This window comes from Corallococcus sp. AS-1-6 (genome assembly GCF_020037015.1).
Classification (GTDB): Bacteria; Myxococcota; Myxococcia; order Myxococcales; family Myxococcaceae; genus Corallococcus.
The window spans coordinates 1-19,514 of the sequence record NZ_JAIQDE010000019.1; the positions used below are offsets into that span (position 1 = coordinate 1).

Genomic DNA, 19,514 nt, shown 5'->3' on the forward strand with positions numbered 1-19,514 from the left:
GGAGAGTAGGTCGCTGCCGGATTCTTTTTGAAAGCCCCTGGTGCCGCAAGGCGCCGGGGGCTTTGTCTTTGCGGGCTAGTGATCTGGGCCGCCGCACCTGGCTTGAGCGCTGAGACGCGCTCGCCGGAGGCGATGTTGGGGCCGCGCCGGAAGGCGGGTGGGTCGGATTTAGGGCGAAGGGACGCCAAGTTCTCGGATTCCTTGGGGAATCGCGTTATCGTGGATGTTTGACCGCCGTTCCCACTGGATCTAGAGTCATTGCTCCCCCCGGTCTGCGCACCGCCTGCTGCGGTCCGTACTCGCCGGCGCCGGGCAGCCCCGCGAGATGAAGAAGCCGACCTTCTTTGGGAAGTACCTGCTCCTCGAGCGCGTCAACGTCGGCGGTATGGCCGAGGTCTTCATCGCGAAGGCTTTTGGCGTCGAAGGCTTCGAGCGCATCCTGGCCATCAAGAAGATCCTTCCGACGATGGCGGAGGATGACGAGTTCATCACGATGTTCATCGATGAGGCGCGGATCAGCGTTCAGCTGAACCACGCCAACATCGTGCACATCCACGAGCTCGGGAAGCACGAGGACACGTATTTCATCGCCATGGAGTACGTGGCGGGCCGTGACGTCCGCACGCTCCTGGAGCGCTACCGCCGCCGCAAGGAGATCATGCCCACCGCCCAGGCGGTGTTCATCGTCTCCAAGATGTGCGAGGGCCTGGACTACGCGCACCGCAAGAAGGACGCGCGCGGCCAGGACCTGCACATCATCCACCGCGACGTCTCTCCGCAGAACATCCTCGTCTCGTACGAAGGCGAGGTGAAGATCATCGACTTTGGCATCGCCAAGGCCGCCAACCGTTCGCAGAAGACGCAGGCCGGCATCCTCAAGGGGAAGTTCGGCTACATGAGCCCGGAGCAGGTCCGGGGCATGCCCATCGACCGGCGCAGCGACATCTTCGCCGTGGGCGTGCTGCTCTACGAAATGCTCACGGGCGAGAAGCTCTTCGTGGGCGAGTCCGACTTCTCCACGCTGGAGAAGGTGCGCAACGCGGACATCCCGCTGCCGCGCGAGTTCAACCCGAACATCTCCGCGGGGCTGGAGAAGGTCGTCCTCAAGGCGCTCGCGCGCGAGCCCGAGGACCGCTACCAGTGGGCTTCGGACCTCCAGGAGGACCTGATGCGCTTCCTCCTCGCGGGGGACGCCATCTACTCGTCGAAGCACCTGTCCGGCTTCATGAAGGAGGCCTTCGCCGAGGACATGCTCCGGGAAGCGGAGAAGATGGAGCGCTATGCCTCCGTCGAGCGCCCGGACCAGATTGAACACTCGGGTGTGACGCTGCCTCCTCCGGTGGCCGCGCCTCCGCGTGCCACCGCGCAGAAGAGGTCGCCGCCTCCGTCCGCCACGGGTTCTCCCGTGGGCCGCGCCTCCACGGCGCCCGCGCAGCCCGCGCCTGGCTACATCCCGCCGCCCAGCGCTGAAGAGCTGGCGGAGATGGATGGCGCCGCGGACAAGACGCAGATCGTCGACTCCACGCACACGTTCCGCGCCCCGGAGACGCGGATCGCGGACAGCAGCGTCGTCGTGGACGACAGCATCACCGGCCGCTCGGAGAACCCCATCGACCGGGCCGGACATCACACGAGCGCCTCTCCCTACGCTCAGGACGAAGGACGAGGCGGCAAGGGCAAGAGCGGCCCCAAGTCCCAGGTCATCATCGGGGACGAGGGCGGTGAGGCCTACGCGGGCGCGACCATGATCGGTCCGGCTCCGACGGCGCCGCCTTCGCGCTCGCGCGGTGGCTCGGCGGCCCCGGTGCTGGACCCCGAGGAAGAGGAGACCACGGGCAACATCACCGTCCCGGTGGGCTCCCGCCACAACGGGCTGCGCGCCCAGGCGGCCGAAGAGGACCCGGACGGCGCCTACGACGACCAGGGCGACGAGTACGAGGGCGACGGCCAGGACGACTACGGCGACGAAGGGCAGGACTCCGAGGAGCCGCCCTACGACGACGAGGCCGATGGTCCGGCGACCATCCCCCAGAAGGCTTCCAAGATGGCGAAGCCGGCCCCGGCCGCCAAGGTCGAGAAGGCCAAGGCGCCCGCCGGTCCGAAGAAGCCCCTGCCCAAGCCCGCCATCATCGGCATGGCCGTGGGCGCGGCGCTGCTCCTCCTCGTCGCGGTGGTCTTCGTGGTCCGTGGCTCGTCCACGGGCTCCGTGAACTTCGTCGCGCCCGTGGGCGCCACCGTCCTCGTGGACGGCGAGGCCGTGAACGCCAACCAGGTCATCGAGCTGTCCGCGGGCATCCACAACGTGACCGCCTCGGCTCCGGGCTTCCAGCCCGTGACGCAGCAGATTGAGGTCACCGCGGGGCAGGCGGCGGCCCCCATCCTCCTCAGCCTGAAGGCGGATGCGCCGCCTCCGAAGCCGCCGGAACCCAAGCCTCCGGAGCCCCAGCAGCCGCCGCAGGTGGTGGACAACACGCCTCCGCCCACGACGCCGGAGCCGCCCCCGGAGAAGCCCGCCGAGCCTCCCGCGGCGAAGACGTTCACCGCCCTGTTCGAAGGACAGGAGGGCGCGGAGATCTCCGTCGACGGCAAGTCCCTGGGCAAGCTGCCTGGCGCGAAGCTCGGCGACCTGGAGATCGGCAAGACGTACACGTTCACGGCGAAGCGCGCGGGCTACAAGCCGTTCTCCGGCGACTTCACGTCCAAGGGCGACACCGAGGTGCGTGTCGCCGTGGACATGGTGGAGGAAGCGCCGCCGCCCGAGCCGAAGCCGAAGCCCCCGCCGCCCGAGCCGAAGCCGAAGCCTCCGCCCGTGGTGGCGACCCCGAAGCCTCCTCCGGAACCCAAGCCGAAACCCGCCGCCGCGGCGCTGGGCAAGTTCGCCTGCAGCACTTCGCCGGCGGGCGCTCAGATCTGGGTGGACGGAAAGAACACCGGACGTGTGAGCCCTGTGCCGTTGGGCAATCCGCTGCAACTGCCGGTAGGCAAGCGGAAGGTCGTCTTCAAGCTCAACGGCAAGTCGACCAAGCCCCAGGTGGTGGTCATCGACACGGAGAACGTGGCGAAGCTCATCAACGTCAAGGTGGAGTGAACGGACGCACTGCGCCATGGGGCATCTTGTTCCCCTGGCGATTGTTGAGCAGGGATGTCGGGGGGCAGGCTATGACGCCTCGCCCACGACGCTCCTTACGTTGAGGTGATGTGTTCATGAGCATGACGTCCACTCGAGGCAAGCCCGACGCTGGCCCCGCGCAGCAGCCGTTCACCTATCCCCTTCGCAAGGAGTTCGTGGAGCCCGACTGGCGGCGCATCCCGGGCTACAAGGACGTCACCGCGGCGGAGTGGGAGAGCTCGGTGTGGCAGCGCAAGCACACCGTGAAGAACCTGCGCGAGCTGCGGGCGACGCTCGGGGCGCTGCTGCCGGACGACCTGGCCGCGAGCATGGAGTTGGACCAGAAGGAGCGGGCGACGATGTCCATCCTCGTCCCGCCCCAGATGCTCAACACCATGGACCTGGACGACCTGTGGAACGACCCGGTCCGCAAGTACATGCTGCCGGCGCTCGCCGACCGCCGCACGGACTGGCCCAACCACCCGCGCGCCAGCCGGGACAGCCTCCACGAGGCGGACATGTGGGTCGTCGAGGGCCTGACGCACCGCTATCCGACGAAGGTGCTGGCGGAGATGCTGCCCACGTGCCCGCAGTACTGCGGCCACTGCACGCGCATGGACCTGGTGGGCAACGACGTCCCGCAGGTGTCCAAGCACAAGTTCGCGACGGGGCAGAAGGAGCGCTACGAGCAGATGCTGGACTACCTGCGCCGCACGCCGACCGTGCGCGACGTGGTGGTGTCCGGCGGCGACATCGCGAACCTGCCCATCCAGGCGCTGGAGCCGTTCGTCAGCGCGCTGATGGACATCCCGAACATCCGCGACATCCGCCTGGCGTCCAAGGGGCTCATGGCGCTGCCGCAGCACTTCCTCCAGGACAGCGTGCTGGCGGGCCTGGACCGGCTGGCGAAGAAGGCCGTGGAGCGCGGCGTGGACCTGGCGCTGCACACGCACGTGAACCACGCGCAGCAGCTCACGCCGCTCGTGGGCAAGGCGGTGCGCAAGCTGCTCGACATGGGCTTCCGCGACGTGCGCAACCAGGGCGTGCTCTTGCGCGGCGTGAACGACAGCCCCAAGGCGCTGCTGGACCTGTGCTTCACGCTGCTCGACCACGCGAAGATCCTGCCGTACTACTTCTACATGTGCGACATGATCCCCAACAGCGAGCACTGGCGGCTGTCGGTGGCGCAGGCACAGAAGCTCCAGCACGACATCATGGGCTACATGCCGGGCTTCGCCACGCCGCGCATCGTCTGCGACGTGCCGTTCGTGGGGAAGCGGTGGATCCACCAGGTGGCGGAGTACGACCGCGAGCGCGGCATCTCCTACTGGACCAAGAACTACCGCACGAGCGTGGAAGCGAACGACGCCGACGCACTTGAGCGGAAGTACGAGTATTTCGATCCCATCGACACGCTGCCGGAGTCCGGCCAGGCGTGGTGGCGGGATCAGCCCAAGGCGGCGTGATGGACTCCTCCGTGGGCGCGACAGCGCCCCTGTCGTCCCCCCGTCCCTCGCTCAGTGCCGAGGGGCGGGCCCGGTTGTTCCCCTCCGCGACCGACGCGGAGTGGACGGACTGGCGCTGGCAGCAGCGGCACTCGGTGCGCAACCTGGAGCAGTTGGAGCGCTACGTGCGCCTGACCCCGGAGGAGCGCGCCGGGGTGCAGGAGACGTCCTCGCTGTTCCGGATGGGCATCAGCCCGTACTACCTGTCCCTCATCGACCCGGAGCACCCGCTGTGTCCGGTGCGCATGCAGTCCATTCCGGTGCGCGCGGAGGCCCGGGTGCGGCCCGGGGAGCTGGAGGATCCGCTCGGCGAGGACAAGACGCGCCCGGAGGAGTGCATCGTCCACAAGTATCCGGACCGGGTGCTGTTCCTGGCCCTGGATACGTGCTCGGTCTACTGCCGCCACTGCACGCGGCGGCGCATCACCAAGGGCGGTGAGGCGGAGCTCACCAAGGACCAGATGCGCCGGGGCATCGACTACGTGCGCAGCCACCCCGAGGTGCGCGACGTGCTCATCTCCGGGGGAGACCCGTTCCTCTTGAGCGAGGAGCGGCTGGAGTCGTTGCTCGCGCCGCTGAGCGAGATTCCGCACGTGGAGATGGTCCGCATCGGGACGCGGGTGCCGGTGGTGCTGCCCATGCGCGTCACGGACTCGCTGGCGCGCCTGCTGCGCCGCTACGCGCCCGTCTACGTCATCACCCACTTCAACCACCCCAAGGAAGTGACGCCGGAGGCGCGCGAGGCGTGCGAGCGGCTGGTGGACCATGGCGTGCCGGTGGAGAACCAGGCGGTGCTGATGCGGCAGCTCAACTCGGATGCGCGCATCATCAAGGAGCTGTCGCACGTGCTCCTGCGCAGCCGCGTGCGCCCGTACTACCTGCACCAGATGGACGTCGCGGAGGGCTGCGAGCACCTGCGCACGCCCATCGCCAAGGGGCTGGAGATCCTCCAGCAGCTTCGCGGGCACACCAGCGGGCTCGCGGTGCCGCACCTCGCGGTGGACCTGCCGGGTGGGGGAGGGAAGGTCACCCTCCAGCCCGACTACGTCATCGAGCGGGGCGAGCGGGAGACCCTGTTCCGCAACTACAAGGGCGAGACGTACGCGTACCCGGAGCCGGAGGAGACCGACTGCTCCTGCCCGTACGACGAGGTGTGGCAGGCGCGGTCGCGGGAGCCAGGTTCCCGAGGCCGCTGAGGGCTCCTCGGGGCTACCTGCGGCGCTTGGACGACTTCCGGCTGATGGACTTGGTGGGCGTGCCGGCGGTGTCGCCAATCTCCACGGCTGGCGCACCCGCTGTGCTGTCCAGGCTGCCGTCGACGTCGACGGAGGGCTCCGCGCCGTCCGCGGACTCCAGCTCCACCGGGTCCGCGTCGCTGAAGCCCTGCTGGATGTGGACCTCGCCGTCGCCCTTGCGCTTCTTCGCCTCGGCTTCCTTCTCGGCCTTGGCCTTGTCGTCGAGCCGCTTGGCCTCGTTGGCGACGCGCTGGTTGTCCTCGGGCGTCATCCGGGCGGTGAAGGTGGCGAACTCCTTCGCGGAGACGCCGTGCTTCTCCATGACCTTGGCGGACTCCTTCTGCTGGTCGCGGATGGCCTGGCCGCGCTCGGCGTTGCTCATCTCCGACGGCTTGCGGTTGCCGTAGTCCTCGTTGACCTTCGCCTGGGCCGCGGCCTCATCGCGCTGGATGGCCGCCACCTTCTCCGGCGTCAGGCCTTCCTCCTCCGCGAGGGCAGGGGTCGCCAGCAGGAGCGACGAGGCAGCGAGCATCAACGAGAGGCGGGTGGTCATGGGGAGGCTCCTCAATCCGGGCCATCATAGGCATGGAGTCAGAGCCAGCGCATGGCCGCTTCTTCAGGGCGCCTGACACCGCGTGCAGCCGTCGTTCGCGCCCGCGCATTGCTCGCGAGCCCTGGCGCAGCGCGGCGGGAGGTCGTCCCGGTCCGCGTGCTGCTCCACGAGGCCGCAGAGCTGCTCCGCCGTGGCGCACGTCCGCGCGGAGACGTCGCACTGCTCGGCGCAGGTGAGGTCGTCCCCCTGTTCGCGGGCGCGGAGCTCGTCGAGGCGGGCCTCGATGCCGTCGATGGCCGCGTCGTCGTCCCCGGCCACCCGGGTGTCCACGTGCTTCGCGCAGCCCGCCAGCGCGATTCCTGCCGTGAGGAGGGCCAGCCATGACCGGGTCGCTCGCATGGCCCTACCCATACGCGCCTGCTCGAGGCCGCGTCCAGTCAGCGGCGCTCGGGGGAGGGCATGCGGCGCTCGGGGCGGGGCTCCGGCTCAGGGGGGCGGCTCCAGTAGAGCCAGGCCGTCAGGGCCAGGAGCGCGGCCACGGCCAGCCTCCGCAGCCATTCCTCCCTCGCCCGTCCGGGTGAGTCCGCGTCGGCCTGGGCGGCCCTGTCCAGCGCGGCCTCGACCTCGGGGCCGAGCGCGTGCAGCCGCCGGCACAACCACGCCACCGGCGCGAGCGGCACCGGCACGGGCGCGGTGTCCTTCTCCACGGCCATGGCCAGCATCCGCTCCCAGGCGGTGGCCTCCTCCGGGCTCTCCGGGGGCCTCGAGGGCTGGCCCAACTGGCGGGCCAGGGCCACCGCTGAACGGAGCAGCAGCGCCGAGAACGCGTCGCTTGAAATCCCGTACCAGGCCGCGCACTCCGCCTGGGGCCGGCGCTCCACGAGCCGGCGGACCAAGACGGCGGCCGCGCGGGGCTCCAGCGCGCGGAGGGCGTCGGAGAGGGCCTCGGGGGACAGGCGGGCGACGTCGGGGACGGAGGCGGTCACGGGGCTCCATTCTGCGGCATCCGCCCGGGGATTTCGTGGGCTCCTACCAGGGACATGTCCTGGCTTCCGGCCGATTTCTTGAGGCGGATCGCCCCGCCCCTAGACTGTTGGACCATGTTGCAACGTGTGGCACTGCTGCTGCTCCTGCTCGCGTCGTCGCGGGCGTTCGCCGTGGAGACGATGCGCATTGCCATGGACGACCCTGGCGACGAGGTCCGCGTGAGCGGCCGGGGCCTGGGCTTCGGCCCCGACGCGGAGGACGGCACCTATGTCGCCGTCACGTCGGGACAGGCCACCGTGCGCCGCCGCAACGGCAAGCTGGAGGTCAACGGGGCTCCGGTCCTCGAGGACTCCATCCGCTTCCGGGGCGGCCTGGAGGCCACCGACGCGGGCGGCCCCGGCAACGAGCCCCTGAAGGCGGGCAGCGCGCAGGTGCGCGGCGACGTCGTGGTGCGCCTCTTCAAGAACAGCCTCCAGCTCATCAACGTCATCCCCCTGGAGGACTACCTGGCGGCGGTGCTCGGCAGCGAGATGCCCGTGTCCTTCCCGCTGGAGGCCCTCAAGGCCCAGGCCGTGGCCGCGCGGACGTACGCGCTGCAGAAGAAGCTGGACGCGTATGGCGCCGCCTTCCACATGGGCAGCAGCGTGCTCCACCAGGTGTACGGCGGCGTGAACCGCGAGGACGCCAAGACGCGCGCCGCCGTGGAGGCCACCCGGGGCGAGGTGCTCACGTACGACCTGGCCCCCATCGAGGCGTACTTCCATGCCTCCTGCGGCGGGCGCACCGAGTCCGGCCAGGACGCGCTCCAGCGGAACCTGCCGTACCTGCAGCCCGTCGACTGTCCCTGCGGGAAGCTGCCCGCCAGCCGCTGGTCCGCGACCCTCTCCGAGGGGGAGCTGCGCGGCGCGCTGAAGTCCGCGCCGGGCGGCATGCGCGTCACCGGCCGCACGCCCACGCACCGGGTGACCCGCGTGACGCTGCCGGATGGCACCGCGGTGGACGGCGTGACGTTCCGCCGCAAGCTGGGCTACACGCGCCTCAAGAGCCTGGACTTCGACGTGGAAGCGTCCGGCAAGAACTACGTGTTCACCGGACGTGGCTTCGGCCACGGGGCGGGGCTGTGCCAGTGGGGCGCCAAGGCCCTCGCCGACCAGGGCAAGACGTACCGGGAAATCCTTTCCCACTACTACCCGGGCGCCGAGTTCCAACAGCTCTACTGACGCCCTCGCCGGTTCCGTGAGGGCGCGGGGGCTGCTACAAGCGCCAACCCCGTGTCGTCCCTCCTCTCCGACTACGATTTCGAGCTCCCCGAGGCGCAGATCGCCCAGGCCCCGCTGCCCGACCGGGACGCGTCGCGCCTGATGGTCGTCAGCCGCGCCACCGGCGCCTGGAGCCACCAGCACTTCACCGGCCTGCCGGACCTGCTGCGCGAAGGGGACCTGCTCGTCCTCAACGACGCGCGCGTCATCCCCGCGCGCCTGCTGGGCCAGAAGAGCGGCACCGGCGGCCGGGTGGAGCTGCTGGTCGTCCGCCCCGCCGCCGCGGCCACGCTCACCTCCGCGGCGCTTGGCGGTGCCCCTGAGTCGCTGGAGTGGGTCTGCCTGGGGCAGGCGTCCAAGGGGCTCAAGCCCGGCCAATCCGTCACCTTCGCCGGGGGCCTGTCCGCCGAAGTCCTGGAGGCCCTGGGGGGAGGGGAGTACCGGGTGCGCTTCCATGCCGCGCCGGGCACGTCGCTCGCCAGCCTCCTGGACGCGGCGGGGCGGCTGCCCCTGCCTCCGTACATCACCCGCGAGCCCGAGGCCTCGGACGCCGAGCGCTACCAGACCGTGTACGCCCGCGCGTCCGGCGCCGTGGCCGCGCCCACCGCAGGCCTGCACTTCACGCAGGAGGTCTTCGCGAAGCTCGCGGCGAAGGGCGTCCAGCGCGCGGAGGTGACGCTCGACGTGGGGCCCGGCACCTTCCTGCCCGTGCGCGAGGAGGTGCTGGACAAGCACCACATGCACCCGGAGCGCTTCACCGTGCCCCAGGCCACCGCTGACGCCGTGAACGCCGCGAAGGCGGAGGGCCGCCGCGTGGTCGCCGTGGGCACCACCGTGGTGCGCACGCTGGAGTCCGCCACCGGCCCGGACACGGGCCGGCTGCGCAGCGGGCCGGGCGAGACGGCGATGTTCATCCGGCCCGGCTATGTCTTCCGCCAGGTGGACGTGCTCCTCACGAACTTCCACCTGCCGCGCTCCACGTTGGTGATGCTGGTGAGCGCGCTCCTGGGCCGTGAGCGCACGCTCGCCGCGTACCAGGAGGCCGTGCGCGCGGGCTACCGGTTCTTCAGTTACGGCGATGCCATGTTGGTGAAGGAGTGAGTGCCGTGGTCGACGAGCAGGGCAGGGAAAAGGGCGAGAAGGGCGATACCCGCGTGCCCCCGGGGCTGGTGCGCTTCGAGCTGTTGCACGAGGACCAGAGCGGCACCAAGGCGCGCCGCGGCCGGCTCAACACGCCGCACGGCCCCATCGAGACGCCCATCTTCATGCCCGTGGGCACCGTGGGCAGCGTCAAGGGCGTGGGCCCGGACGACCTGAAGACCCTGGATGCGCAGATCATCCTGGGCAACACCTACCACCTGATGCTCCGCCCCACGGACGCGCTCGTCGGGGAGATGGGCGGCCTGCACCGCTTCATCTCCTGGGACCGGCCCATGCTCACGGACAGCGGCGGCTTCCAGGTGTTCAGCCTGTCGGAGAAGCGCAAAATCACCGAGGAGGGCGCCGCGTTCCAGTCGCACCTGGACGGCTCGCGGCACTTCCTGTCGCCGGAGCGCTCCATTGAAATCCAGGAGACGCTGGGCGCGGACGTCATCATGGCGTTCGACGAGTGCCCTCCGTCCACCGAGGACCGCGCCTACCTGGAGAAGTCCCTGGCGCGCACCACGCGCTGGCTGCACCGGTGCGTGAAGGCGTGGGGCCGCGAGCGCTCGTCGCTCTTCGGCATCGTGCAGGGCGGTCTGCACGACGACCTGCGCAAGCGCCACGCGGAGGAGGTGTGCGCGGTGGACCTGCCCGGCTACGCGCTGGGCGGCTACTCCGTGGGCGAGGCGCCCGAGGCGATGCACGCGGGCGTGGCCTACTCCGCGCCGCTGCTGCCCCGGGACAAGCCGCGCTACCTGATGGGCGTGGGCACGCCGCTGGACCTGGTGACGTGCGTGGAGCACGGCGTGGACATGTTCGACTGCGTGCTGCCCACGCGGTGCGCCCGCAACGGCCTGCTCTTCACCTCGGAGGGCAAGCTGGTCATCCGCAACGCGGCCTACGCCAAGGACCCCCGCCCGGTGGACCCGGCGTGCTCGTGCTATACCTGCCGCACGTTCAGCCGGTCCTACCTGCGGCACCTGTTCGCCGCGGGAGAAATCCTGGCGATGCGGCTCAACACGCTGCACAACCTCCACTACTTCCTGGACCTGATGGCCCAGGTGCGCCGGGCCATCGCGGAGGACCGCTTCGCGGCGTTCGCCCGGGACTTCCGGGCCAGGGCCCAGGCGCAGGAGGCCGAGCGCAAAAGCGGTCGGTGAGCGGGCAAAGGGTTTGCCGTGCTTCCGGCGTTCACTTGCTCACATGGGGCGCCCTTGCTAAGAGGCCACCCTTTCGGATGTTTTGCCCCCACCCGTACGCCGGGTCGGGGCCACGTTTCCGAATCCTTCCTTCCAAACGACGAGGCAGTGCGTGGCTGACAGTTTCCTGATTCTCGCGCAGGCCGGGGCCGGCGGTTCCCCCCTGGGGACCTTCGGCTTCCTCGCCGTGCTGGTGGCCATCATGTACTTCGTGATGATCCGCCCCCAGCAGAAGCAGCTCAAGGAGCACCGCAACCTGCTCGCGGGGCTCAAGAAGGGCGATGACGTCGTGACGTCCGGCGGCATCCTCGGGCGCATCCACCAGGTGGACGACTCCACCGTGACGCTGGAGATCGCCAGCGGGGTGCGCGTGCGCGTGCTCAAGACGGCTGTCAGTGCGAAGGGCACCGTTCCGGCGGCGGGCGCCCCGGCGGCCGCCCCCGCTGAGAAGAAGGAGGAGAAGTAATGGACCGCGGCTGGTGGTGGAAGTTCGGGATGATCGTCGCGGTGACGCTGGGGACGATCTGGTTCCTCGTGCCGACGTACTACTCGCTGGTGGTCCTGGACCGCAGCGAGCGCAACAACATCGCCGTGCTGGAGCAGCGGCTGCCCAAGTGGGCGCCCCCCGCGAAGTACCGCCTCAACCTGGGGCTGGACCTGCAGGGCGGCATCCACATGGTGATGCGGGTGGACACCAAGACGGCCCTGCAGAAGCGCACCGAGCGCCGCGGGCAGCAGATCGCCACCTACGTCAACGACAAGAAGCTGGGTGAGGTGACGGCGGACACGGATCCGGAGCGGCTGCAGTTGGTGCTGACCGCGAAGGACCCGGGCACCATGGACGCCATCCAGAAGGAGGTGCTCGCCACCTTCACCGACTTCACCGTGGAGTCCCGCAACGGCGGCACGCTGGTGCTCAAGCCGGACGAGGGCCAGGTGAACCGCTTCCGCGACGAGGCCGTGGACCAGGCGATGCTCGTCATCCGCCGCCGCATCGACAAGTGGGGCGTGGCGGAAGTGGACGTGCGCAAGCTGGGCACGGACTCCATCCAGATTTCGCTGCCCGGCCGCAGCAACCCGGAGCAGGCCAAGGAGCTGGTGGGCACCACCGCGCAGTTGGAGTTCCGGATGGTGGACGACACCAACCCGCAGGTGTTCGCGCAGATGTACCAGCAGCACCCGCCCCCGCCGGAGAGCAAGATCACCCTGGTGGAGGACGAGGGCTTCCCGCAGTTGTCCTCGCCCAACCGCGAGGCGCTGCTCGCGTACGCGAAGGACAAGACGCCGGAGGGCCGCGACGTCGTCACCGAGTGCGTGGCGAACCCGGTGAAGAAGAACGACTGCATCGCGTACCGCAGCTACCTGCTGGACAAGAACGTTCCGCTCACGGGTGAGAGCCTGGCGGGCGCGGACGCGTCCGTCAGCCAGATGAACGAGCCGGAGGTGAACATCGCCTTCGACCCGGCCGGCTCGCGCGAGTTCGAGAAGCTGACCGAGGCCGCCGTGGGCCGCCGGATGGCCATCGTGCTGGACGACAACGTGCACACCGCGCCGCGCATCAACGAGAAGATCGGCGGCGGCCGCGCGCGCATCACCATGGGCCGCGCCAGCGGGCGCAGCTTCGAGGAGTGGCTGGGCGAGGCGCAGACGCTGGCGCTGGTGCTCAAGGCGGGCGCGCTGCCCGCGCCGGTGACGGTGGGCGAAATCCGTCAGGTGGGCGCGACGCTGGGCGACGAGCTCATCAAGAAGGGCAGCCTGGCGGCGCTGGTGGGCCTGGCGCTCGTGGTCGTCTTCATGGCGGTGTACTACCGCAAGTCCGGCCTCATCGCGGACGTGGCGCTGCTGCTCAACGGCCTGCTCATCCTGGCGGGCCTGGCGTTCTTCAACGCCACGCTGACGCTGCCGGGCATCGCGGGCTTCGTGCTCACGCTGGGCATCGCGGTGGACGCGAACGTGCTCATCAACGAGCGCATCCGCGAGGAGCTGTCGCACGGCAAGTCCGCGCGCGCGGCGGTGGACCAGGGCTACGACCGCGCGTTCTGGACCATCTTCGACGCGCACGTGACGACGCTGCTGGCGGGCTTCATCCTGTTCTTCACGGGAACGGGCCCCATCCGCGGCTTCGCCACCACGCTCATCGTGGGCCTGCTGGCGTCGCTGTTCACGTCCATCGTGGTGACGCGCGTCATCACGACCTACTTCGTCCACGGCCGCAACGCGCAGTCGGTGTCCGTCTAACGGGCCTCAGAGCGCCTTCGGGAAATCCGCCATGCAGATTCTCAAGCACAAGACGCACATCGACTTCATTGGAAAGCGCAAGCCGGCGCTCTTCATCTCCACGATCATCAACCTGGCCATCATCGTCGGCATCGCCGCGGTGGGGTTCAACTTCGGCGTGGACTTCGCCGGCGGCACGGTGGTGGAGCTGAAGTACAACACGCCCACCACGGCGGCGCAGGTCCGCGAGAAGGCCCAGGCCGGCGGTCTGCACGACGTCAGCGTCCAGGGCATCGGCTCGGCGGACGAGAACTCCTTCCTCCTGCGCATGGGCGGCGTCACGCAGCTCACGGAGGAGAACGCCGAGCGCGCGAAGACGGCCATCCAGGGCCTGGGCGAGACGCGCAACGTCTACGCCGACATGGCCAACGGCATCGTGAACTTCCGCTCCGCGCAGCCCATGTCCGTGGAGGCGGTGAAGAAGGCCGTCGAGGGCGCGGGCATCGGCGTGCAGGAGGTGCGTGACCTGGGCGCGAACCAGGGCGGCACCGGCTACGACTACCAGGTCGTGGCGAGCGGCATGGCGGACAAGGTGTTCTCCGCGCTGAGCGCGGGCCTGGATAAGCCCAACTTCGAGCAGCGCCGCGTGGACTACGTGGGTCCGCAGGTGGGCAAGCAGTTGCGCAACCGCGGCATCATGGCGCTGCTGTACTCCATGATCGCCATCCTCATCTACGTGGCGTTCCGCTTCGACTTCAAGTTCGGTCCGGGCGCGCTGATCTCCATGGTGCACGACGTCATCATGGTGGCGGGCTACTACCTGGTGAGCCGGCGTGAGTTCAACCTGACGTCCATCGCCGCGCTGCTCACGGTGGTGGGCTACTCGGTGAACGACACCATCGTCATCTACGACCGCATCCGTGAGGACATGGCCAAGTACAAGGGCAAGCCGCTGCCGGAGATCATCAACATCGCCGTCAACGACACCCTGGGCCGCACCATCCTCACCTCCGGCGTGACGGCGCTGTCGCTCGTCGGTCTGCTCATCTTCGGCGTGGGCGAGATCTTCGACTTCGCCATGGCGATGCTGGTGGGCATCCTCGTGGGCACGTACTCGTCCGTGTACATCGCCAGCCCGCTGGTCATCTGGTTGGACGAGCGCGCGCACGCCCGCGAGGGTCACGGCGGCGGCGCCAAGCAGGAGCCGAAGACGGCCTGAGCTGTTGGCCGGTCTTGAAGCAACGAGGGCCCTCCTCCCCACGTGGGAGCGAGGGCCTTCGCTTTTTCAGAAGCGCGCGCCCAGCGTCAGCGACGCGTCCATCAGGCCGCCGCCGTTGTCGTCCGTCGAGGTGACGTTCGCGAAGTCCTGGTCGATGAGGAGGCGGTACGTGCCGCGCACGCCCGCGGTGAGGCCGCCGGTGTTGAACTCCAGGCCCACCGCGAGGGGCACCTCTTCCATCAAGTCCGAGTCGTAGAGCCCCGCGCCCGCGCCGCGCACGTCCACGTAGGACAGGCCCAGGCCCACGCCCGCGAAGGGGCGCACCGCGGTGAGGAAGGGCGGAGACACCTTCACCAGCGCGCTGCCGCCGTTGCGCACCAGCGAGGGCGCGTCGAAGAGGCGGCTGTCGCTCACCTTGTTCTGCGAGCCCTCGTAGCCCACCTCGAAGCCGAGGAAGGTGGTGGGCTGGAGGTTGAGCGTCAGGCCCCACAGCGGACCGGTGCTGGCCAGGTCGCCCAGGTCCCCCGTGTAGTCGCCAATGCCGCCGCGCAGGAAGACGTTCACGTCCCCCTGCTTCTTCTGCGCGAGCGCGGGCCCGGCGCACAACACGGCGGCCATCAGGGCACCGCCCTGGAGAAACCTGCGAAGCATGCGGACCTCCCTGTCCACGGGTGTGCACTCAAGCTGGGCACCGCGCACCCGCCGTGCAGGTCGGGGGCAGGGAGGCAGTCGAGCGCACGTCTGAACACGCGTGCAGGAGGGCGGTGTGAGTGGGCGGGTTGGACTGCCTTGGTCGGACGTCTGAGGTACTGTCCTTCACCATGCGGTGGTTGCTTCCAGATGTCGTCGAGCAGGAGGTCGGTTCGCTCGCGGGTGAGCTGTCGCTGCACCCGTTGGCGGCGAGGGTGTTGCTGCACCGTGGCTACCGCACGCCGGAGGCGGCGTCGGCCTTCCTGTCGGACCGGCTGGCGGACCTGCCGGACCCGTTCCGGATGAAGGGCATGGGCCCCGCGGTGGAGCGCGTGCTGCGCGCGGTGCGGCTCAAGGAGAAGGTGACGCTCTACGGGGACTACGACGTGGACGGCGTGTCCTCCACGTCGCTCATGTACCTGTTCCTCAAGGAGCTGGGCGTGGCCCCCGCCACGTACATCCCGCACCGGCTGGACGAGGGCTACGGCCTCAACCTGGGCGCGGTGGAGCGCATCGCGCAGGACGGCACGCGCCTGCTGGTGACCCTGGACTGCGGCATCACCTCCGTGGCGGAGATTGCCCGCGCGAAGGAGATGGGCCTGGACGTCGTGGTGGTGGACCACCACACGGTGCCGCCCACGCTGCCGCCCGCCACCGCGGTGCTCAACCCGCACCAGCCCGGCTGCGAGTACCCCACCAAGGTGCTGTGCGCCGCGGGCGTGGCCTTCAACCTCTGCATGGGCCTGCGCAAGCGCCTGCGCGACGACGGCTACTTCGCCACGCGCAAGGAGCCCAACCTCAAGGCGCTGATGGACCTGGTGGCGCTGGCCACCGTGGCGGACGTGGTGCCGCTCACCGGCGCCAACCGCATCCTCGTGGCGCACGGCCTCCAGGAGCTGTCCCAGGGCCGCCGCCCCGGCATCCGCGCGCTGAAGGAGGTGGCCGGCCTGGAGCCGGACGCCACCGTCACCGCGGGGCAGGTGGGCTTCCGCCTGGGGCCCCGCATCAACGCCGCGGGCCGCCTGCATGACGCGTCGCTGGGCCTGCAGTTGCTCTGTGCGGACTCCGTGGAGGCGGCGCGCTCGCTGGCGCAGGTGTTGGACCGCGCGAACGCGGAGCGGCAGGGGATTGAGAGCAGCATCCTCACGCAGGCGCTGGCGCAGGCGGAGGAGCACAAGGACTCGCGGGGGCTCGTGCTCTTCGACGAGGGCTGGCACCCGGGCGTCATCGGCATCGTGGCGTCGCGCGTGGTGGAGCGCTTCCACCGGCCCACGGTGATGGTGGGCGTGAAGGACGGGGTGGGGAAGGGCTCGGCGCGCAGCATCGAGGCGTTCCACCTGTACGACGCGCTCACCGGCTGCTCGGACCTGCTCATGCGCTACGGCGGGCACAAGCACGCGGCCGGCCTCACCATCGACGCGAAGCAGCTCCCCGCCTTCCGCGAGGCCTTCGCGAAGATCGCCCTCCAGCGCCTGACGCCGGAGGACATGATTCCGCGCTGCCGCGTGGACGCGGTGGTGAACCCGCGCGACCTGGACGCGACGGCGGTGGAGTCGCTGCAGCGGCTGGGGCCCTTCGGTCAGGGCAACCCGGAGCCGGTGCTGGTGCTGCGCGGCCAGCAGGCCCGGCCCCGCGTGCTGCCCGCGAAGTCCGGGGCGCCTGGCGCGGGGCACCTGAAGCTGGCGCTCGTGGACGCGCCGGAGCTGGACGCCATCGGCTTCGGCATGGCGGACCGCGTGTCGCTGGTGGAGGGGCCGGTGGACCTGGCCTTCCAGGCCGGCTTCGACACCTTCCGCGGCCAGCGCAAGCTGTCCCTGCGCCTCAAGGACGTGCGTCAGGCCGCCTGACGCCGCCCCCTGGCCTGGCCCGCGCTACGCGAGCCCCCAGCGCACCCGGCCCGGCGACATCAGCGCGCCGGCCCGCGCCAGCTCGTTGAGGCGGAAGCGCTCCGCCTGACGCTCGAAGGCGGTGCGGCAGCCCTCCGAGCAGAAGAAGTACCGGCGCCTCTTGTACTCCGACGAGGGCTGGCCCTCCGGGGCCTCCAGGTGCCTGCCGCACACCGGATCCCAGTGCCTGGTGTTGCCCTGCCCGTGTTCCTGTCCGCCGTTCATCATCCACCTCCAGCCCGACGCCCCTGACTCCCCCACCGGACGCGAATGTAAGCAGGGGGCATGCCAGCGGTCCATCTCCTGGGAATACCAACCAGGAGGGCGTGTCCGGGCCGCGAAGGAGGGGAAAAAGTTCAGCCCCCGCCACCGCTTCCCGGGGGAAGGGCGCGGGGGCCGAGGGGATGGGGCCGGGAGGGGCTTCAGAAGCCGACGCCGGCGCTGCCACCCAGGAAGAAGTCGTTGGCGTAGCCGCGGCGCAGGCCCATGGCCTCGACGCGGAAGGTGAGGTGCAGCGTGCGCGACAGGGCGGGCCGGCCGCGGATGCCCAGGCCGTACTGCACCACGGGCTTGAGGCCGTTCACCTTCGTCTCGTCCTCGCCCACGGTGATGCCGGTGGCCTGGTAGGCGAGTCCACCCCCGGCCTGGAGGAACAGACCGAAGGGCGAGTCGCCGAACTGGAACAGCCAGGCCGGCGCGAGCGTGAAGTAGTGAAGCCGCGTGTCCCCCTTGATGAATTCCGTGCCGTCACTGAGGCTGCCGTAGAGCCAGCGCAGGTCCGCGAAGAGGGCCTCGCGCAGGGTCGCGTTCTCGGTGAAGAAGTTGCGGCCGAACTCCCAGGTGGCGCGCACGCCCAGGCCGGGCTTGTTGTCGGAGAAGTCGCCGCGGGCGCTGTCAATCAACAGCAGGCCGCCCACCAGCTCCACCGCGACGCCCAGGTTGGGGTCGTCCAGGCGGGACATGCCCCGGAAGCCGTCGTCGTTGGTGGCCTCGGCGGCCTCGCGGAACTCGTCCGTTTCGTCCACCAGCTTGCGGCGGCGCTCGTAGGCGTCGTCGTCCTCCTGGCGCGCCTTCTGCTGGGCGCGGTCGGCCTCCTCCTCCGGGTAGGCGTAGGGGTCGTCGTCGTCCGCGCTCTGGGCGAAGGCGGCGGGGGTGAAGAGCAGGCTGCCAGCGAGGCAGGCCTTGAGCCAGGTGTTCAAGGGAGCGGGCCTCACTGGAAGATGCTGGGGCAGGTGGTGCCGCCCGCGGCGCTCGCCGGGCAGAGGTTGGCGCCGAGGAGCAGCTCGCGCGGGATCTGCAGGTGGTCCATGAACTCGTTGCAGACGGCCTTGCGCAGCTCCAGGTCGGAGATGTGCGAGATGATGGCGGCGGCGGGGACGGCCAGCGAGAACTGGGACTGATCCCCCAGCACCAACTGGGTGTACTGGAAGATGCCCGGCTTCGCGGGGTCCGTGTCGTAGTACGCGGAGACGATGTCGCGCTGGAGCTGGGCCTCCTGGCCGGTGGAGCGGCCCGCCTGGTAGAGCGCGGTCGCCAGCAGCGTGCCCACCTGGTACTCGGCGCCGTCGGCGGTGAAGGTGTTCACGTCCTGCTGCTGCACGCGGGCGTACAGCAGCGCGCTCATGCAGCGGTCGCCGCGGGACAGGTCGCGCGCGTCCGTCACCCCGGCGTAGGGGCCCCCGTCGAAGGAGGGCGCCATGAAGCGCGGGTCACACCCGCTGACGCTGCGGCAGGTGGCGCCGTAGGCGTGGTAGTCCGCCAGGCCCTCGTCGAAGGACTTGAGCACGTTGGCGCCCTGGCTGGGGTTCTCCGAGGACCAGTTGGACAGCGCCACGGGCAGGTTCTGGCCGGCGTACGCCAGCCGGTTGAACACCAGGTGCGAATATTCGTGCGCCATCACCGCCGCGTTGAGGGGGAGCGGGGCGCGCTGGATCTTGTCGAACGGCAGCACCAGGAAGGACTGGAGCACCGGGTAGAAGATGGCGTTGTCGCGCGCCGGCTCCTTGCTCGCCTGCGCCTGGATGAACTCCGGGAAGTAGTAGAGCCTCGGCGCGGGCTCGAAGGACGCGACCTTCACGTTGGCGACGGTGCGGAAGTACTCGTTGGCGCGCTCGAGGTTGTAATACGAGGTCACCATGTTCCAGGAGTGGAAGTCCGCGGGCCAGAGGACGTCCTCGCCCGTCTTCTCGTCCTTCTGGGTGATGTAGCTGGCCTTCACGTCGTGGCCGGGCTTCTTGAGCAGCACGTCCGCGACGGTGGCCTCCGTGGCGTTCTGGAGCGCGGGGTCGTTCAGGTCGATGACGATGCGTGCACCGCCCTGGAGGTCGCCGACGGTGCCCTTCAGGCCGACGACGTCCTCGATGGTGGTGAGTTCGACCTGCGTGGGGACGTACTGGCCATTGCTGGAGCGTGACAGGACGGAGACCTTCACGGGGGCCTCGCTGTCCGGCGCGCAGCCCGTGGCCAGGGTCAGCCCGACGGCGGCGGTGATGACTGTTCGGAGCATGACGCC

17 protein-coding genes are annotated in these 19,514 nt (G+C 69.8%); 10 read left to right on the top strand and 7 right to left on the bottom strand.

Annotated features, from left to right (window positions below):
- Nucleotides 1-325 precede the first annotated feature (325 nt).
- The 3 genes from K8612_RS24245 (at nucleotide 326) to K8612_RS24255 (ending at nucleotide 5,810) form a co-directional block, all read left to right on the top strand.
- Nucleotides 326-3,088, top strand: a complete 2,763-nt coding sequence (locus K8612_RS24245) for a serine/threonine-protein kinase (protein WP_223764034.1) — start codon at nucleotides 326-328, stop codon at nucleotides 3,086-3,088.
- A gap of 116 nt (nucleotides 3,089-3,204) precedes the next feature.
- Nucleotides 3,205-4,575 carry a KamA family radical SAM protein gene (locus K8612_RS24250; RefSeq protein ID WP_223742862.1) on the top strand — a complete coding sequence of 457 codons (1,371 nt, stop codon included), beginning with the start codon at nucleotides 3,205-3,207 and terminating at the stop codon, nucleotides 4,573-4,575.
- Complete coding sequence (locus K8612_RS24255) at nucleotides 4,575-5,810, top strand: KamA family radical SAM protein (protein ID WP_223764035.1); 1,236 nt, start codon at nucleotides 4,575-4,577, stop codon at nucleotides 5,808-5,810. The genes K8612_RS24250 and K8612_RS24255 overlap by 1 nt, the downstream gene beginning before the upstream one ends.
- Before the next feature lie 13 nt (nucleotides 5,811-5,823).
- Here the strand turns inward: K8612_RS24255 and K8612_RS24260 are convergent, their stop codons facing one another.
- The 3 genes from K8612_RS24260 to K8612_RS24270 form a co-directional block, all read right to left on the bottom strand.
- Nucleotides 5,824-6,402 (bottom strand): hypothetical protein, encoded by a 579-nt coding sequence (locus K8612_RS24260; RefSeq protein WP_223742860.1) that lies wholly within the window; start codon nucleotides 6,400-6,402, stop codon nucleotides 5,824-5,826.
- Between the two features lie 63 nt (nucleotides 6,403-6,465).
- Nucleotides 6,466-6,801: a hypothetical protein gene (locus K8612_RS24265; protein ID WP_223742859.1), complete on the bottom strand. Its 336-nt coding sequence runs from the start codon at nucleotides 6,799-6,801 to the stop codon at nucleotides 6,466-6,468.
- A gap of 38 nt (nucleotides 6,802-6,839) precedes the next feature.
- Nucleotides 6,840-7,388: a hypothetical protein gene (locus tag K8612_RS24270; protein WP_223742858.1), complete on the bottom strand. Its 549-nt coding sequence runs from the start codon at nucleotides 7,386-7,388 to the stop codon at nucleotides 6,840-6,842.
- A gap of 114 nt (nucleotides 7,389-7,502) precedes the next feature.
- Here K8612_RS24270 and K8612_RS24275 point away from each other — a divergent pair, with 114 nt between their 5' ends.
- The 6 genes from K8612_RS24275 (at nucleotide 7,503) to secF (ending at nucleotide 14,426) form a co-directional block, all read left to right on the top strand.
- Nucleotides 7,503-8,609 (top strand): SpoIID/LytB domain-containing protein, encoded by a 1,107-nt coding sequence (locus K8612_RS24275; protein ID WP_223764036.1) that lies wholly within the window; start codon nucleotides 7,503-7,505, stop codon nucleotides 8,607-8,609.
- Nucleotides 8,610-8,660: 51 nt separating this feature from the next.
- A complete protein-coding gene (gene queA / locus K8612_RS24280; protein WP_223764037.1) occupies nucleotides 8,661-9,749 on the top strand; it encodes a tRNA preQ1(34) S-adenosylmethionine ribosyltransferase-isomerase QueA in 1,089 nt (362 codons plus the stop codon).
- 5 nt (nucleotides 9,750-9,754) lie between these two features.
- Nucleotides 9,755-10,951, top strand: coding sequence for a tRNA guanosine(34) transglycosylase Tgt (tgt, locus tag K8612_RS24285; RefSeq protein ID WP_223742855.1), 1,197 nt, complete (start codon nucleotides 9,755-9,757; stop codon nucleotides 10,949-10,951).
- Nucleotides 10,952-11,102: 151 nt separating this feature from the next.
- Complete coding sequence (yajC, locus tag K8612_RS24290) at nucleotides 11,103-11,456, top strand: preprotein translocase subunit YajC (RefSeq protein WP_223742854.1); 354 nt, start codon at nucleotides 11,103-11,105, stop codon at nucleotides 11,454-11,456.
- Complete coding sequence (secD, locus tag K8612_RS24295) at nucleotides 11,456-13,228, top strand: protein translocase subunit SecD (RefSeq protein ID WP_223742853.1); 1,773 nt, start codon at nucleotides 11,456-11,458, stop codon at nucleotides 13,226-13,228. The genes yajC and secD overlap by 1 nt, the downstream gene beginning before the upstream one ends.
- Before the next feature lie 31 nt (nucleotides 13,229-13,259).
- Entirely contained in the window at nucleotides 13,260-14,426 is a 1,167-nt protein-coding gene (gene secF, locus K8612_RS24300) for a protein translocase subunit SecF (RefSeq protein ID WP_223764038.1), read from the top strand.
- A 66-nt stretch (nucleotides 14,427-14,492) separates the two neighbouring features.
- On the opposite strand, the gene K8612_RS24305 is transcribed toward secF, so the two are convergent.
- The gene (locus K8612_RS24305) at nucleotides 14,493-15,077 is read right to left on the bottom strand and encodes an outer membrane beta-barrel protein (RefSeq protein ID WP_223742851.1); all 585 of its coding nucleotides are present in this window, start codon (nucleotides 15,075-15,077) and stop codon (nucleotides 14,493-14,495) included.
- A 170-nt stretch (nucleotides 15,078-15,247) separates the two neighbouring features.
- Between K8612_RS24305 and recJ the strand changes: the two genes are divergently transcribed.
- Nucleotides 15,248-16,963, top strand: a complete 1,716-nt coding sequence (gene recJ / locus K8612_RS24310; RefSeq protein ID WP_223764039.1) for a single-stranded-DNA-specific exonuclease RecJ — start codon at nucleotides 15,248-15,250, stop codon at nucleotides 16,961-16,963.
- 24 nt (nucleotides 16,964-16,987) lie between these two features.
- Here recJ and K8612_RS24315 read toward each other — a convergent pair whose 3' ends face one another.
- The 3 genes from K8612_RS24315 to K8612_RS24325 all read right to left on the bottom strand — a co-directional run bounded on the left by K8612_RS24315 (nucleotide 16,988) and on the right by K8612_RS24325 (nucleotide 19,508).
- Nucleotides 16,988-17,227, bottom strand: a complete 240-nt coding sequence (locus K8612_RS24315; RefSeq protein WP_223742868.1) for a YHS domain-containing protein — start codon at nucleotides 17,225-17,227, stop codon at nucleotides 16,988-16,990.
- A gap of 197 nt (nucleotides 17,228-17,424) precedes the next feature.
- Nucleotides 17,425-18,201 carry a hypothetical protein gene (locus tag K8612_RS24320; protein ID WP_223742849.1) on the bottom strand — a complete coding sequence of 259 codons (777 nt, stop codon included), beginning with the start codon at nucleotides 18,199-18,201 and terminating at the stop codon, nucleotides 17,425-17,427.
- An 11-nt stretch (nucleotides 18,202-18,212) separates the two neighbouring features.
- Nucleotides 18,213-19,508 carry a hypothetical protein gene (locus K8612_RS24325; protein ID WP_223764040.1) on the bottom strand — a complete coding sequence of 432 codons (1,296 nt, stop codon included), beginning with the start codon at nucleotides 19,506-19,508 and terminating at the stop codon, nucleotides 18,213-18,215.
- Between the last annotated feature and the right edge of the window lie 6 nt (nucleotides 19,509-19,514).